This window comes from Maribacter sp. ACAM166, assembly GCF_005771495.1.
Lineage (GTDB): Bacteria > Bacteroidota > Bacteroidia > Flavobacteriales > Flavobacteriaceae > Maribacter.
This window is the reverse complement of record NZ_VAUW01000014.1, coordinates 1-16,008: the sequence shown is the minus strand read 5'-3', so window position 1 is coordinate 16,008 and position 16,008 is coordinate 1. Positions and strand designations below refer to the sequence as shown.

Sequence of the window (16,008 nt, the reverse complement as noted above, 5' to 3'; positions counted from 1 at the left end):
TCGATAGTAACCCAATTACGCTTTAACTATCATTTTTCCTTTATTTTTTCCCGCCATCATGTCTAAAAATGCTTGCGGAGTATTTTCAAACCCTTCTACAATCGTTTCTTTATAGGTTAATTTTCCTTCAGTTAACCACGTTGATAAATGCTTCATCGCATCGGGGAATTTATCGGCATAATTCGAAACAATAAAACCTTGCATAAGTGCACTATTTTTTACTAAAAATGGTTGTACGCTAATACCCGTTGGTATTTCGGTTTTATTATAAACGGATATTGCACCACAAATAATCATTCGAGCGAATTTGTTGATATTGAACAATACGGCATCGGATATGGGTCCGCCGACATTATCGTAATAAATATCAACGCCATTGGGAGCAGCCTCTTGAATCGCCGCCTTCATATCTTTAGTGGTTTTGTAATTAATGCCATGGTCAAAACCTAATTCTGACTTCAACATAGCTACTTTTTCATCAGATCCGGCAATACCGATTACGGTAAGGCCTAATATTTTACCAATTTGACCAACAACAGTACCAACAGCACCGGCTGCACCAGAAACTACCATCGTTTCTCCTTTTTTAGGTTTTCCTATTTCATGAAGTCCTAAAAAAGCGGTCAAGCCTGTCATACCTATAATACCCAGATATGCGCTTAAAGGTGCTTTATCCTTATCTACTTTTTGCAATCCTACTCCGTTAGAAACTTGTTGTGTTTTCCATTCTAAGGATCCAGCAACAAAATCTCCTTTGTTGAATTTTTTATTTTTGGAATCTAATACCTCTGCAACTATCCCAGAACTAATAGGTTTACCTACTTCAAAAGGTGGTATGTATGATTTTGCTGCACTCATACGACCCCGTAAGTATGGGTCTACCGATATATATATTGATTTTAAAAGAAGTTCTCCATCAGAGATTGTTAGATTACCTTCCTGTTCTTTCATTTCAAAATCCGCTAGGGTAGGAGTGCCTACCGGACGCTGTTTTAAAGTTATTGACGTATTCATATGCTTATATAGTATATCTTATTAATACTTACTTTACTACACATTTAATTAATTACAAATTAGATTTTCAGACTGTTCCATATGCTAAAAATCTTCGAGGTTTATCGGTTATCTTTATGCTGATTCAAAGGTACATATAAAAAAGAATGAATATTCATTTTTAACAAAGGTTTACAAAATAAGCACTTTTAATAAAGGTATTCGCTTTTAACGATATGAGAAAATAGCGATTTAAATAGAGGGAACAAAGTTTAGAATGAACTAGCACGAGGTAGAGCCATCGAGGTATCAAAACAAACGTAATTGATTTTTATGTAGTTCTTTACAGTCTAATTTTCCCTGGTTTTGGAATTACTTCTTTATTACCTTTTCATTTGTGTACTGTCAAACAGTATTCACATAATATCCGCTTGTCCAAAATTTACTACCCAAAAGCAGCTTTTTCACTTCGGGATGGAACCTGACTATTTCCTTGGTCATGATGCTCTTGACTGCACCGATTATCTTTTTCGGAGTGTTCAACGGAACAATCTGAATCAAAAAATGAACGTATTTACCATCTAATACCTATCTCCCAAAAATGAATCTAATACCGTTCCTCTATACCAAGACAAATCCCTTTGAAGGTCGCAGAAACCTTATCGTTAAGTACGGTTCTCCGATATTTGATGGGACAAACAAAATGATAAAGCAACAGGCTCTTGTTATGCCACTTGTGAATGTGATTACGTATAATCACAAAAACACCTATCAGTACGCTACCCCGAAGAAAACCTCGAGGAATTCTGTTGATTAAAACTTTCTAGAGACCATTTTTTAATGCGAAGGTTAATTTTAAAATTAACCTTCGCATTACTTACATAATATATATCCAAAAAAAAATCAATATTACTTTGGAAATAAGGAAGTAATTCAATTTATTACAAGATTAAAATTATCACAACCAATGGATAACTTACTTACCTTTTCAATTACCGTATTTACAGGTTTTTTTGCGATTACTAATCCTATATCAAACATGACAGTTTTTTTATCCTTAACGCAAGGCGCAGACGAAAAAACAAAAAGGGATATAAATAAAAGAGCAAATATTATTGCGTTTATTATAGTGACTGTGTTTGTTCTTTTAGGTAAATTTATTTTTGAATTGTTTAATATTAGTATTCCTGCATTTAAAATTACAGGAGGTATCTTGATATTTTATATTGGTTTTGATATGCTACAATCAAAACAATCTAGTGTTAAAAGCATTAAACATGTACATATCGATGAAAACATTGCTGTCTCGCCACTAGCAATTCCAATTTTGGCTGGCCCTGGAACAATTGTTACTGCAATGAATTTTGTGTCTAAGGTTCAACCCATTCATATATTTTTAGTTCTAGCTATTTTTGGGTTTATAAGTTTACTAACCTATTTAACTTTTAGATTAAGTAACCATATTGTTAATATAGTCGGTTATAATGTTATCTCTGTAATTGGTAAGATAATGGGGTTAATTATTGCTATAATAGGTACAGGAATGATTGTAGAAGGGATTAAAATTTCCTTTAATTTATAACGTCCTAGTATATTTTATACCAAAAATGGGATTTGAAATGTATTACAGCGATACTACCTAGTAGATTTATTAGATTCTGCGGGTATTATATAGGTAAAAATAGTGATATGTGATTATCAAAAACCAGCTGTGACCAAGTAGGTTACTAAAATGGTCAAGGAGAAATATCCGCATGTACAATTGATGTTTGGCACCAAAATAGGTATGATGCCCATGGCCTATTGAACAGGCGTATTGAGAACATTTATCGTGCATCGTTGGACACTTTGATGCTACTCGAAAAAAATGTGCTCAGCAAATTGGGTTTTAAGTTATGTACCCAAACTCACAAGTTCAAATCTTTATCGCATATGATGAGTCTAGTTTACTACGGTTATCGGCAGAGGAAAAGCAAAACGGATAACTCTATTTTTATAGCTAGAAAGGAATTAGAAGACCAATAAAAATTATTTAATGAGGATTTCAAAAGAGGAATTGTTGAGTTTGATAACCACTAAGATAGCGAGCGCATTCGTCAAACATTGAAGAAGACGCGCAACAATACTAATTCTTAAAAACTAGATTAATTACCAAACCAGACTATAGCCAAGAATAGTAGTTTGATAAACTAAGGTCATTCATCTTAAGTTGTATGCTTTAAATACGAGGTAGGTAGTAAGTACCGTTATGTATATTCATATAAAATGGCTTAAGAATGAAAATTATTACGAAAAGAATACATCTACTTACAAGTATCTTGGTATTAGTAGTCACCTCTTGTGCCAAAAGCATTGATTTTACAGAAGATTTACCATCCAACAATTCATTGGGTAATTAAGAAATAGGGAACACGTTACCTTCGTTTAAAAAATACTAGATTTCTACTTCTGAATAAATCGAGCGCGTTCCATAAAGTGTTCCTCAAAACGTTTAAGCATTGGGTGTAGACTTTCAGAATACAGCACATATTGACATTTTATAATACTTTGAGTAATCGAAATCATGGCGTTGTACTCAGATTTTTGCTTTAAAAACACACCATCATCTATACTACATAGTAGTAATTGAGAAGTACTTACTCCGTTTAATAAAAACAATTTATGTAAGTTGGTAGGGGTTGTGATAAGAATGTCTATACCCTCAAATATTTCAGACTTTTGAATATCAATATGCAACTCTTTATAGCCCACATATACCCGAACCTCTGTGTACTTCGTATATGCTAAAAAGGCATCATACAGTTCTAGTGCATTCTCTTTATTTTCAACGATTACAACTGCTCTAGGTGCATTGCCTACTGCTTCACATTTTAGCTTTTGGAGTGTAGTAAGTATTAATGTTGTCGTTTTACCACTGTCTTTAGGAGCAGTACAGTAGACATTAGAACCACTTTTAATTATCGGAATACTGCTTTTTTGAAAAGGAGTAGGGTTTTCAATAGAAAAACGTTCTAAAGCCTCTAATAGGTCTGGGTGCAATTTTTTGAATGACATAAATTTTATCTAATCAAAATACCTTATAATAGTAAGGCTATTTTATTCGGCAAATATACAGACAAGGAGCGGAGTAATCTGAATATCCCACGGTATTTCCTTGACAGACTTAGAAAACATTAGAATTTACTGTGAATAAAGAATCAAAAAAACACCAGCCATGATTCCCGCTAAAGGCACTAATTTTTTTCGCTTATTCTGTTCCTTAAATAGTACTCCACCAATAACCACCGCAATTAGTATCTGGCTACGTTTTATCGCCGATAGCAACATAATCAACGCATCAGGGTCTTGTAAAGCTTTAAAATAAAAATAATCAGCCACAACCAGTAAAACACCAACTAAGGGTATGGACCAACGCCATTGAAATGCTTTTCTTTTTTCAGGATTCGGAAACCAGGTTATCGTTAATATAACGAGTAAAATAAGTACCGTATAGAAGCAAAACCAAAACTGTAATGTTTGCGGATTTAAAGCTAAACTCTGAATCAAAAACTTATCATATAACCCGCTTGAGGCTCCTAAAAAAGTGGCTCCGATAATAGCAAATATCCATTTGTTCCGTTTAAAATGTATCCCTTCTTTCTTTCCAATTCTTGAATAGAGTAGTACTGAAAAAATGATAAGGAAAAAGCCTATCCACTGATAGAAATTTGGTTTTTCGTGGTATATAGTAATCGCACCAATAAATGTAAAAAACGGACCAGCAGATCGTATCGGTGTTACAATTGTAATAGGCAAGTGCTTTAACGCCTGATACGCTAACACCCACGAAGCAGCCATTATTGCCGACTTGATTAAAATATACCCATGTGTTTTTAAAGGAATATCAGTAATATAAAATTGGATATCAATCATGTACTCTTTGAAAAATACAGACCCAATATAAAAGGGGAGGAGCAATAAAAATCCCGAAGAAATTGTACCTAAGAGTACAGGAAAAACTTCATTGCCTTGTACGGCGTGTTTCTTACATAAGTTATGTAAGCCTAAAAATAAGGCAGCTAAAAGTCCGAGGTACATCCACATAATGCGCGCGAAGATATTGGTTTTCTAAAGTTCAGCTACAAGACTATTGAAACTAATAACGGTATAAGTTTCAATAGTTTTCACTTTATTTCTAAAATAGAAAACAAAAGCTAAGGCAGTGTTTAGTTATGAAAGCTGGTAAATACCTAAGGTCACTAGTTGCAATCACCAAAAAAAGGGTTGTCCATTTCAGGCAACCCTTCTCTATAACTACTTAAATTTAGTATGCCATTTTTACAATCTTTTCAACCTTATCGGGTGAAAGATTTTGATGCTCACCTAATCCTTTCCATCCACGGTCTGTAAATCGTTTTGCGATTTCTTCCGCTGTACCTTCGTAGTCCTTTGTATAATCAGAAAGTTTCGTATCTATTCCTAATTCATGGAAAAAAGCTTCTGTTCTTTCAATAGCGGCATAGGCTTTATCATCGATGCTACCTTCCGTAATATTCCAAACACGTTCACCGTACTGGGCTAATTTTTCTTTTTTTGCTTCAAAATTATATTTGTAATGACTTGGGGTAATTACTGCTAATGTACGTGCGTGATCGATACCAAATAAAGCTGTTAGCTCATGACCCATCATGTGTACTGCCCAATCTCCAGGAACACCTTTTTGTATTAATCCGTTCAATGCCATTGTACAACTCCACATAAAGTCGGCCGCAGATTTATAATCTGTTGGGTCTTTCAATACTTTTGGTGTAACCTCAATAAGGGTTTGTAAAATACTTTCTGCAAACCTATCTTGTAATAATGCACCGATAGGGTAGGTCATATATTGCTCTAACACATGTGTAAAAGCATCTGCAAGACCATTTGCTAATTGACGTTCTGGAATAGAACGAATCACCTGCGGGTCTAGTATTGAGAATTCAGGAAATAAACCTGGTCCGCCCATAGATAATTTTTCTTTCGTTTCGGCTCTTGTGATTACTGCGCCAGAGTTCATTTCAGAGCCTGTAGCAGGTAAGGTTAAAACAGTACCAAAAGGCATCCCTTTTTCTGTTCTAATCTTTTTGGTTAAAATATCCCAAGGAGTATCACCATTATAAACTGCAGCTGCGGATAAGAATTTTGTTCCGTCAATAACAGAACCACCGCCTACAGCTAATAAATAGGTTATTTTCTCGTCTTTAATAACTTTTAAAGCTTCCATTAATATGGAATACTCCGGATTCGCAGGAATTCCGCCAAATTCAACCACCTTTACTTTTGAGAGTGCTTTTGTTACTTGCTCATAAATTCCGTTTTTCTTGATGCTTCCTCCACCATAAAGCAGTAATACCTTTGCATCACTGGTAATTTCACTTTCTAATTTTTCTATTGTATCCTTCCCAAATATAATTTTAGTCGGATTTTTAAATTCAAAATTGTTCATCTTCTTTTTCTTTTTTATGTACTATTTGCAATTTTCTATTCAGTAACTTATTCTAATACTGTTACCAATTCATTCATAGGCCTTCTAACTTTTTTAAGGCTTACTAACCAATCTTTATCTTCTTGCCTATAACCAATTGGAAGTAGCACAGCACTGCGTAAACCCTTTTCACGCAATCCTAAAATTTCATCAACAGCATCTGACTCAAAACCCTCTAAAGGCGTAGTATCGACCCCTTCAAAAGCTGCTGCAGTAATAGCGTTAGCAAAAGCAATATAGGCTTGTTTAGCAGCGTGATTAAAGTTTTCTTCTTCACTTTTTTGCGGATAAGAGCCCAATAACATTTGACGGTAATTTTCCCATCCTTCGTTTTTAAATCCACGAATTTCGTTTGTTAAATCGAACATGTAATTAATTCTATCAGCGGTATAGGTGTCCCAAGCAGCGAACACAAGTAGGTGAGAGCAATCTGTTATAACTGTTTGGTTCCAAGCTACTGGTTTAATTTGCTCTTTTATGTCTTGATTTTTAACTACAATAATCTCAAAAGGTTGTAAACCACTTGAGGTAGGGGCTAAACGTGCTGCTTCTAATATGCGCTCAATTTTATCTTCAGCTACATTCTCTCCATTCATTGCTTTAGCAGCATACCTCCACTTCAATTTGTCTAATAATTCCATAAATTCAATCTTATTTTTATTTGTTTTTTGCTACTTGTTTTATGTCGTTTGAAGTAATTATCACTTCTGCGTTACGTGCACTATTTGCTAAATTCACCATCGCTTGAGCGATACATTCTGCATTAATTAGTTTATATTTTTCTAAGGACCCTATGAATAAGGGTTCGATTATTTTAAACACAACCAATCCTATTTTTTCAACTATTCTGCGCTCATTACGTTTACCTCCAATCAAGGAAGGTCTCAAAATAAAAGTATTTTTTATTCCTTGTAGCAACACATCACGCTCCATTTCACCTTTTGTTCTGTTATAAAAAATGCTGCTTTTTATATTGGCACCCATTGCTGAAATAACTAAAAAAGTAGCTATGCCATTTTCTTTTGCAAGCTTGGCAGCAGTAACGGGAATACCATAATCTATTTGCGTGTATACATCCTTATTCGGTGTTTTCTTAGTAGTCGTACCAATACAACAATACACTTCATCTGCAGTGAAATCGTCTTTAAATTTTTCTAATTCTAACAAGTCGCCAATAAACTGTTCTACCTTATTGGGCATATCATTTATAATTGACCTCGAAAACAGTTTTATGATGTCATATCTATTGTCTTTAATTAATTTTTGAAGCAAAATACCACCGGTTAAACCTGTAGCCCCTAATACTATTGCTGTTTTACTCATATTATTTACAATATTTTATGCTACTCCAAGCAGCTTGATAAGCTTCCTCTATATGCTGGTCATCTAACTTAAAGGCACCACGATTTTGAGCCATCATTAAAAATGATAGCGGATTTATAGCATAGGCATATAGTAAGTAATCTGATATCGATTTAATAATACCTTCTTCTTTACCGCGTGCCCAAAGGTCGAGTAGGGGTTGTAAATGCTTAATACCTTCTTGTCTGCTCGCTTCATCGATTATGGGTGTATTATCACATTGTGCCAAAAACATGGCGTTTGCGCCCTCCTTGAGTTTAAAATCTGCAATACGTTTCCAAATCACTTCAAAACCAACTTCTACAGGCATTGTTTCTGTATACGTTTCAAAAGCATATGCTGTATAGCTCGCCTTAACTTCTATGTACGTTTTATTTACTAAATCTTGTTTGTTATCAAAATAAAGATAAATAGTGGCAGGAGATACGCTTGCCATTTTGGCAATCTTACTCATGGGTGTTGCATGAAAACCATCATTGTTAACCAACTCAATGGTTGCCTTTATTAATGCGTTTCGTTTATCTATACTTTTCTGAAGTTTTGCCATAGCATTATAATTGGGACGCAAAGGTATGGAAAATGAACGTTCATTCTTTTTATTAACACAACTTTAATTGAACATTTTTTGGATACAGGCCCTATAGTCCTTTCACATTTCTAGTGAAATGTAATTGAGCAAACTACATGTCTTAACGAACTCGTCCTCCGAGATGATGCTATAAAACTAACTTTGGCAAGCAATGGTTCAACAAATGCACCGGCACACTATTTGCTTTTACCTCTCTCTATAACAGGAATGAAAGCCACCTCTTTTATGATTTATGGGGTGCTGCTTTCGGCAGATTCAACTCTATTTTAGTCAGAGTTATACATAACTATAACTAGGAGTAGGCCTAAAATTAAAAAATTGTATCTCTCAGGAAACGTAACACGCTAATGTCTTTGAACGCAAAAAAAGTTGTAGAATTAGAAAAAAATTGCTCTGTAGTATCGTTGGAAAAAATTAACGCTTTCAAAATTTAGATCTCAGTTTAAGTTTTATACGGCAAGGATTTGATCCAAGCCAAAACAATACTATACCAATCAACCGATGCTGCCAATTGCATCGTCAAGATGTTTCTTAAAGCCATAACAGGTTTATCACTTAATCATAGTAATTCTGTTAATACTATAAATACATTTAGATACATAATTCAAAAGATGTACTACCGCTCACTTAAAAATTACATATGTTGAATATGGATGTAGCCAAAGATGAAGATAGAACCTCCTTCTTAGCAATTTTTAAAGCTTGACAGACCAGAAAGCTATAGAACCAGCCCAGACAGTTAAAAGAGGAAAAGAACGAGTGATTTATTATTTTTACTAGGCAATACATAGTAATAAAATAGGATGGATAGGTGGATACGTTCGTAATTGTAAGAATGAATTGAGAATTACCTAGTTTAGATTTTGTTAACCCACAGATATAGATTCCAGAACTAATCGAAGAAGTGTAACGAAGGCTTCGAGTTTGGTGTGTAATATGAGATTGATTATCAATTATTTAAATCACTTTTACTTCACAACACTAATTTAACCTACCTTTACTTTGTAAATTATTTAGACAGCTCTCCTTTTTTTTATAGTCGTATTTAGTTGAAATGGTCTGGTACAGTACAAAACTCATTCAATGTAATAATAACTATTAAAAATAAAAAAAGAACATCGCCTAGTTGATATAACTTGCTGATATTGAAGTAAAAAAATCCCCTAAAAAATAAAAGTATCGCAAATCCAAAATTCTCAAGAGACGTAAATGCCGATTTTTCAAAGACGTTACGAAAAAGAGTGAATTCCTATTTTAAAACAAATAAAAAGAGTCGAAATGCCAATGCAACTATGGTTGTTAAAACGGTAATTATGTTGGCCTTATTTTTTGTGCCTTTAGTACTGCTTTCATCAGGTTTGGTAACCTCTGGTGCGGTGTTATTTTTACTCTATATTTTAAGTGGCCTAGGAATGGCCGGTATAGGTATGGGTGTAATGCATGATGCCATTCATGGTTCCTATTCAAAAAATAAAAAAATCAATACACTTTTAGGCTATTCATTCAATCTTATTGGAGCAAATTCAACTATTTGGAGAATACAGCATAATGTATTGCATCATACATTTACGAATATCGACCATGCTGACGATGATCTTAATGCTCCATTTTTCTTGCGGTTCTCTCCTCATGCCAAACACTATTGGATACACCAATACCAGCATATCTATATCTGGTTTTTTTACGGCATATCTACGCTATCCTGGATTACAACCAAAGATTTTGTGCGTTTAAAACGCTTTCGAGATATGGGTTTTTTAGACAAGAAACATGAATATGAAAAAACACTTATTAGCATGGCGGCATGGAAACTGTTGTATTATTCCTATGCACTTATATTACCCATGATTATACTGCCATTTTCATGGTGGGTCATTTTATTAGCATTTTTATCCATGCATTTTGTAACGGGTATGTTGGTGAGTATTGTTTTTCAGATAGCGCATATAATGCCTGTGAATGAGTTTCCACTTCCCAATGATAAGGGCATGATGAAAGACGATTGGTACGGACATCAATTTGCTACAACTAGTAATTTCTCTCCAAACAGTAAGCTCTTGTTTTGGCTTATTGGTGGCCTAAATTATCAAGTAGAACACCATGTATTACCAGACGTTTGTCACGTACATTATAAAAATTTAACAAAGATTGTGTCGGAAACTGCGCTTGAATTTGGCATGCCATATAACGTTAAAAAATCAATCGGTCATGCGATATGGGACCACACGAAAATGCTTCGTATGTTAGGTGAAAAAGAAGCTGTAGGAGCGCTATAAATACTACAGTATTAAATATAAGTAGCCTTAATGAGGGCAATTATAGCATCGATTATACGAAATTCATTAATATTAGGTTTAGACTGGGTTTAGCGGTTAGTGACGAAGAAGATGGAGACAACCCTATATTCTCAATTAAAAAAAGACTAAAAATTATGTTATATTTTTAGTCTTGCAATAAAAAAGGGAGCCTTATTCTGCTTTTGTTTGATTTCTCAGCGCTAAGACATTTATTAATTTCGAATTAGTCAACGGTTTTGAGACATATGTTATGACATTTGGATTATTCTCAGCAGCTTTCAAATCATCACTACAATTAGAGGAGCTGAGCATTACAATAGTACAATTCGTCTTTTTAAAATCTGTAAATTTTGAAAATTCATCTAAAAATTCAAAACCATTCATTACAGGCATTTGAATATCTAAAAAAATAAGCTCTGGAAATTCGTCTTTTTTATTTTTTAAATAATCTAAAGCATCAATTGGTGATGATTGTATTGTAATGGCCTCTGCTATGTTTTCTTTTGCAATCACAATTTTAGTACAATAATTATCTATATAATTATCATCAATCAACATAATTTCCTTAAGCTTCATAGTAAGATTTGTTTATAATAAATTTGGTATCTCGATACTGAATTTAGTGCCTTTTTCCAATTCTGATTCAACATGTATAGAACCTTGGAGTTTTTCTATAGTTTCTTTTACAATATAGAGGCCCATTCCCGAACCCTTAGATAATTTAGTAACGCGTTGAAACATTTCAAATATTTTATGGATGTTGTCTTTACTGATACCAATACCATTATCTTCAATAGTAATAACCGCTTTTATGTCGTTCACAGCGATGCTTATTTTTATAAAATGAGCTATTTTATTTTCGTCGTGATATTTAAAAGCATTAGATATAAGGTTATTTATGATAATAGTTATTCGTTTGGGGTCAGAGAAGAAATCTGCAGTTTGGGTAACATCTAAAATACGTTTTGGTTTGTAATTAATATCCATATATTCTAAATCTTCCCAAACAGATTTTATGAGTTCTTCAATATTAATTTCCTCTTGAATCACATCTGTTCGTGTGTTTAATGAATAATCTAAAATATCAGTAATAAAATCATCCATTTTATTAATGGTTTTAGTCATCAAGTTAATAGGTTCTTTATTAACTTGATGAGAAGGATCTATATTCATCTCAAGTACTTGTATTAACCCTCGTAATGAAGTTAGCGGAGATCTTAAATCGTGAGATGCACTATATACAAAGCGATCAAGTTCTTTATTGGCTTTTTGTAATTCTTCATTATATTTCATTAATTCATCATGCGCCAATTTATCATTGGTAATATCCTGTATGGTGCCTTTTAGTTTTAATACTTCGTTATTTTCGCCTTTAACAATTTCTCCTATCTCGTGAATATATTTAGTTTTATTGGCATCGACTTTTATATAGTATTCATAAAAGTACCCCTTTTCATTATTTAGAGCATTATTTATTAATAGCTTATGAGCCTTCCCGTCTTCGGGCAAAAGTTTAGATATAAAGGTGTCATATAAATCTGCATTGTACACTTTATTTAATTCTAAAATATGATACATTTCATCTGAAAGAATAAATTCTTTTGTCAATGGGTTAAATTCCCAGCTTCCAACTTTGCTTATTCTCTGGGCTTCTTTTAATTTTAAATTAGTATATATTCGCTCTTCATCGGCAATTTTAACGGCAGTTATATCAATATGCGAGAGCACCAATTTATTAGATTTTTCTCCGAAAGGTTTAGCCTGTAGCAAAAACCAGCTTCTTTCACCCCCCTCATATTCAAAAAGGTATTCAATAGTAAAATCGGTCGTTTTATGCTGTAATATTGAGGTTAAACCATTTAGAACCTTTTTTGCTGTTAGATTACCCTCAGTAATAGCCTTATTACATATTTCAAAATAATTACTCCCTACTCCAGTGCTTGTCAAATTTATTTCTCCATTGTTTAATGAGAAATCATCCCAAGCTTTATTTGTTGCTATGAGCAAGCCGGTTTCGTCTATCACTGCAATATGAGAACTTAAAGAAGATAGAATACCTATTTTAAAAGCTTCACTTTCATTTAATGCATTCTCAATTTGTTTTTTATCAGTAATATCTGTTAAATAAATGGTCAACCCGTCAACGGTAGGGAAAATTCTATTTTCAAAGTACTTATCAGTAGGGGCATAGTATTCTTGTAAAATCTGTGTTTCTTGGGTTTTAAAAGCTTTGTAATAGGCACAATAAAATGAACCGCCTACCTCGTCTGGAAATTCAGTCCATATATTAGCACCTATCAAGTTATCAGGAGTTCTATCTAAAAATTCAGCTGCTTTTTTTTTAACGTAGGTATACCGCCAATTCTTGTCTAAAGTAACAATACCATCAGAAATACTGGTTAAGGTTTTTTCAAACTGGAGGTTAAGTTTTTCTTCACTAGTTTCTTTTTCAAGTTGAAGGTCAATATACCTTTGTTGATAGCTTAATATAGAAAAAACATCTCGCCTTTGGTTAGCAATAAAAGTATTAGTTTTTACTGCTTTATCTATGTAGGTCAAATACATATAGAGTAGTATTGAAAACAAAAACGCTGCTAGAGTTTTTCCAATAAAATTCCCTATTAAAGAATTCATATAATATGAAGTGTCATATAATAGCGAAGTATTATATAAGAGTGCATCAAATAAAAGCGCTAACCAGAGAGAAATAAAAAGAATTAAAAAATAATATTTTTGATTCATTTTAGAAATCAAAAGTTGATACGTACTTACCAAGACTATGAAATCGAAAACTAAAATGGTCGTTCCAATAAAATAAACCCGATAATCTATAGGGGAATAGTAGGAGGCATTTAAATCAATATCATTCGATTGATTTAGCATAAAATAATTTTGAGCAGTAAAAATCTCAGAAAATACTATTATAGAAATACCTGAAATAAGAATTCCTAAAATCAACACTCTAGCACTCAGTACGCCCTCTCTAATATAAATCAATAAAACAGCAAATAAAAAAGCACCAAATATGACCGTACTTCCAAGATGTATTGGAAATTTCCCTAAAATATTATAAGGTACTACGTTTTCCATGTTACTCATAAAATATTGTAGACAACCAAGAAAAATATAAAGCGGAGCTAGACCTACTTTTTTCCTTAGATTAAACAAAAGAAGAATACAAGAAGTAACTAGTAAAATATATATTATTTGATATAACAATATCATTGATATATGTATTTTCCTACAATAATAGTGATAATTTTCACCAATTAGTTTTTTTGCAGAAAAAATTCTATGTTATATTGGTAGAGATAGTATTTGCAAATTGCTTTAATAAAATGGAATATTTTTTTTGGTTTATTTGGCCGAGCTTAAATTAATGAAACAAGAAGTATTAATTTGTTATTAAAGAACTGTAAAAGCTAGAAAATACTGGCGTACAAGATGTCATAATGGTGGCGACAAGAGGCATATGACAACAAATTCACATCAATTTATTGTCATATGTCTTTCATAGTCCCGCTATTTCTGTGGTAGCTCTATGTGTGGTATTCCCTAGAATATCGAATACCTAACTACATTTTTTCAACCTTTCATTTGAGAATAGTTGTATTCTATACTGTTCCGCGTTACCGCTCGTAAGGCAGATGTATTTTTTTGTGTGGCTTATAAACAGTAGGTCTTGCAGAACCTCTATTTTTGCCACTATCGCTTCACTTCCAAAAATTTAAAAATACTCGATTTTTGAAATTTTAGACGTCTTCTAAAAAATACGCTACCGAAAAGATAATTATAAACACTTGGTCAAAAAGCGCGATAGAAAAAATGTAGTAATAGTGATAGTGATAGAATGGTAAATGTTTATGTTAATTTTTCATACAAGCGTCGACTAAGCTCACATACTTTATTTTACAAAACCAGATAAAAAAAGAGTCTATATGAGTACTATTGTTATTCGTTTTTAGACACAAACTTTTCAACTGATTATTCATAATTATGAAAATTCAACATACATCATATTCAATATTAGACCTTGCTTTAGTTTCTGAGGGTCATACACTTAAACAAACCTATACTAACGCTCGTGAATTGGCGCAACATGCCGAAACATTTGGCTACACACGCTATTGGTTGGCAGAGCACCATAATGCGCCTAATATTGGCAGTAGCGCCACCTCGATTTTGATCGGCTATGTTGCAGAAGGTACAAACACGCTTCGCATCGGTTCTGGTGGCATTATGCTACCCAACCATTCGCCATTGATTGTTGCGGAACAATTTGGCACTTTAGCATCTCTATATCCAAACCGAATTGATTTGGGCTTGGGTAGAGCACCCGGAACGGACCGGGAAACAGCACAAGCTATTCGATCAGATTTTATGCAAGCCGCACAATCTTTTCCTAACGAACTTGAGAAAATACAAATATACTTTTCTAAGGAAAATTCGAATTCAAAGGTACGTGCCACGGTAGCAGAAGGGGTCGATGTACCCATCTATATATTAGGTTCTAGTACAGATAGTGCGCATTTGGCGGCGAAAAAAGGATTGCCTTACGCTTTTGCGAGTCACTTTGCGACCACCCATTTATGGGAGGCATTAGACATATACCGTGAAGAGTTTCAACCATCAAAGCACTTAAAACAGCCTTATGTGATGGCAGGTTTAAATATTATAATTGCAGATACTGACAAAGAAGCCGAACGTTTATCCACGTCCTTAATCCGTATGATTGTGGGTATATTCACAGGCAAACGAGATTATGTACAACCGCCAACAGCCATGACTAATGAGTTTAAGGAGCTAATGCAAAACCCTCAAGTACATCAAATGCTTAAGTATTCCTTTATAGGTAGTAAAGCTACTGTTAAGGCGCAGGTAAAAGAGTTTATGGAGCAAACCAAAGCGGATGAACTTATTGCCGTCACTAATATTTATGACATAAAAGACAGAATACGATCTTATGAGTTATTTGGGGAGATTATGAAGGAATTGAATTAACTCTTGTTTGCAGTTGCATGTAAAGCAGTGTAAGTCGGCAGTGACGTAAAAATTTAATGCCCTGCGGTGCAATCCTTTCGATAGCTATTTCAACAGTGCTATTTAGTTTTCTGCGTATTCTTTAAAACTTACTAATGCTGAGTTCAACCCATAAGTGCAACACACTTATTTTTTAGGACTTCAATTGGGTTATTATAATTAAACTTTCTAATAGGTCTGTAATTTAATAATCTTTCTACTTCCTTTATTCTTTTTTCAGTAAT

Annotated in this window: 13 protein-coding genes and 1 pseudogene; 4 read left to right on the top strand and 10 right to left on the bottom strand. The window is 33.5% G+C overall.

The genetic code is table 11. The features are described 5' to 3' along the window. Positions 1–15: 15 nt before the first annotated feature. Complete coding sequence (locus ES765_RS11225) at positions 16–1,014, bottom strand: NADP-dependent oxidoreductase (protein WP_138114372.1); 999 nt, start codon at positions 1,012–1,014, stop codon at positions 16–18. 288 nt (positions 1,015–1,302) lie between these two features. Next, positions 1,303–1,747, bottom strand: a pseudogene (gene tnpA / locus ES765_RS11220) (IS200/IS605 family transposase). Positions 1,748–1,960: 213 nt separating this feature from the next. Here tnpA and ES765_RS11215 point away from each other — a divergent pair. Next, positions 1,961–2,575: a MarC family protein gene (locus tag ES765_RS11215; RefSeq protein WP_138114369.1), complete on the top strand. Its 615-nt coding sequence runs from the start codon at positions 1,961–1,963 to the stop codon at positions 2,573–2,575. Between the two features lie 694 nt (positions 2,576–3,269). Next, entirely contained in the window at positions 3,270–3,392 is a 123-nt protein-coding gene (locus ES765_RS22595) for a hypothetical protein (protein ID WP_262710684.1), read from the top strand. A 43-nt stretch (positions 3,393–3,435) separates the two neighbouring features. Here the strand turns inward: ES765_RS22595 and ES765_RS11210 are convergent, their stop codons facing one another. The 6 genes from ES765_RS11210 to ES765_RS11185 form a co-directional block, all read right to left on the bottom strand. Then, positions 3,436–4,047 (bottom strand): DEAD/DEAH box helicase, encoded by a 612-nt coding sequence (locus tag ES765_RS11210; protein ID WP_138114366.1) that lies wholly within the window; start codon positions 4,045–4,047, stop codon positions 3,436–3,438. A 126-nt stretch (positions 4,048–4,173) separates the two neighbouring features. Beyond that, on the bottom strand, positions 4,174–5,076 hold the full coding sequence (locus ES765_RS11205; protein ID WP_138114363.1) for a DMT family transporter: 903 nt from the start codon (positions 5,074–5,076) through the stop codon (positions 4,174–4,176). 220 nt (positions 5,077–5,296) lie between these two features. After that, on the bottom strand, positions 5,297–6,457 hold the full coding sequence (locus ES765_RS11200) for an iron-containing alcohol dehydrogenase (protein ID WP_138114360.1): 1,161 nt from the start codon (positions 6,455–6,457) through the stop codon (positions 5,297–5,299). A 47-nt stretch (positions 6,458–6,504) separates the two neighbouring features. After that, entirely contained in the window at positions 6,505–7,137 is a 633-nt protein-coding gene (locus tag ES765_RS11195; RefSeq protein WP_138114356.1) for a nitroreductase family protein, read from the bottom strand. 16 nt (positions 7,138–7,153) lie between these two features. Next, positions 7,154–7,819 carry an NAD-dependent epimerase/dehydratase family protein gene (locus ES765_RS11190; protein WP_138114353.1) on the bottom strand — a complete coding sequence of 222 codons (666 nt, stop codon included), beginning with the start codon at positions 7,817–7,819 and terminating at the stop codon, positions 7,154–7,156. 1 nt (position 7,820) lies between these two features. Next, complete coding sequence (locus ES765_RS11185) at positions 7,821–8,405, bottom strand: TetR/AcrR family transcriptional regulator (RefSeq protein ID WP_138114350.1); 585 nt, start codon at positions 8,403–8,405, stop codon at positions 7,821–7,823. A gap of 1,283 nt (positions 8,406–9,688) precedes the next feature. Between ES765_RS11185 and ES765_RS11180 the strand changes: the two genes are divergently transcribed. Then, positions 9,689–10,723 carry an acyl-CoA desaturase gene (locus tag ES765_RS11180; RefSeq protein ID WP_317131407.1) on the top strand — a complete coding sequence of 345 codons (1,035 nt, stop codon included), beginning with the start codon at positions 9,689–9,691 and terminating at the stop codon, positions 10,721–10,723. A 192-nt stretch (positions 10,724–10,915) separates the two neighbouring features. On the opposite strand, the gene ES765_RS11175 is transcribed toward ES765_RS11180, so the two are convergent. Together ES765_RS11175 and ES765_RS11170 are read right to left on the bottom strand one after the other, a co-directional pair. Continuing rightward, entirely contained in the window at positions 10,916–11,320 is a 405-nt protein-coding gene (locus ES765_RS11175; protein WP_138114344.1) for a response regulator, read from the bottom strand. A gap of 12 nt (positions 11,321–11,332) precedes the next feature. After that, complete coding sequence (locus ES765_RS11170; protein ID WP_138114341.1) at positions 11,333–13,969, bottom strand: PAS domain-containing sensor histidine kinase; 2,637 nt, start codon at positions 13,967–13,969, stop codon at positions 11,333–11,335. A 771-nt stretch (positions 13,970–14,740) separates the two neighbouring features. Between ES765_RS11170 and ES765_RS11165 the strand changes: the two genes are divergently transcribed. Then, positions 14,741–15,745: an LLM class flavin-dependent oxidoreductase gene (locus tag ES765_RS11165; protein ID WP_138114338.1), complete on the top strand. Its 1,005-nt coding sequence runs from the start codon at positions 14,741–14,743 to the stop codon at positions 15,743–15,745. Positions 15,746–16,008: the final 263 nt, after the last annotated feature.

Bases quoted from the DNA above. Each gene is read 5' to 3' on its own strand.
- ES765_RS11225 (WP_138114372.1), bottom strand. From the start codon at position 1,014: ATGAATACGTCAATAACTTTAAAACAGCGTCCGGTAGGCACTCCTACC.
- ES765_RS11215 (WP_138114369.1), top strand. From the start codon at position 1,961: ATGGATAACTTACTTACCTTTTCAATTACCGTATTTACAGGTTTTTTT.
- ES765_RS22595 (WP_262710684.1), top strand. From the start codon at position 3,270: ATGAAAATTATTACGAAAAGAATACATCTACTTACAAGTATCTTGGTA.
- ES765_RS11210 (WP_138114366.1), bottom strand. From the start codon at position 4,047: ATGTCATTCAAAAAATTGCACCCAGACCTATTAGAGGCTTTAGAACGT.
- ES765_RS11205 (WP_138114363.1), bottom strand. From the start codon at position 5,076: ATGTGGATGTACCTCGGACTTTTAGCTGCCTTATTTTTAGGCTTACAT.
- ES765_RS11200 (WP_138114360.1), bottom strand. From the start codon at position 6,457: ATGAACAATTTTGAATTTAAAAATCCGACTAAAATTATATTTGGGAAG.
- ES765_RS11195 (WP_138114356.1), bottom strand. From the start codon at position 7,137: ATGGAATTATTAGACAAATTGAAGTGGAGGTATGCTGCTAAAGCAATG.
- ES765_RS11190 (WP_138114353.1), bottom strand. From the start codon at position 7,819: ATGAGTAAAACAGCAATAGTATTAGGGGCTACAGGTTTAACCGGTGGT.
- ES765_RS11185 (WP_138114350.1), bottom strand. From the start codon at position 8,405: ATGGCAAAACTTCAGAAAAGTATAGATAAACGAAACGCATTAATAAAG.
- ES765_RS11175 (WP_138114344.1), bottom strand. From the start codon at position 11,320: ATGAAGCTTAAGGAAATTATGTTGATTGATGATAATTATATAGATAAT.
- ES765_RS11170 (WP_138114341.1), bottom strand. From the start codon at position 13,969: ATGATATTGTTATATCAAATAATATATATTTTACTAGTTACTTCTTGT.
- ES765_RS11165 (WP_138114338.1), top strand. From the start codon at position 14,741: ATGAAAATTCAACATACATCATATTCAATATTAGACCTTGCTTTAGTT.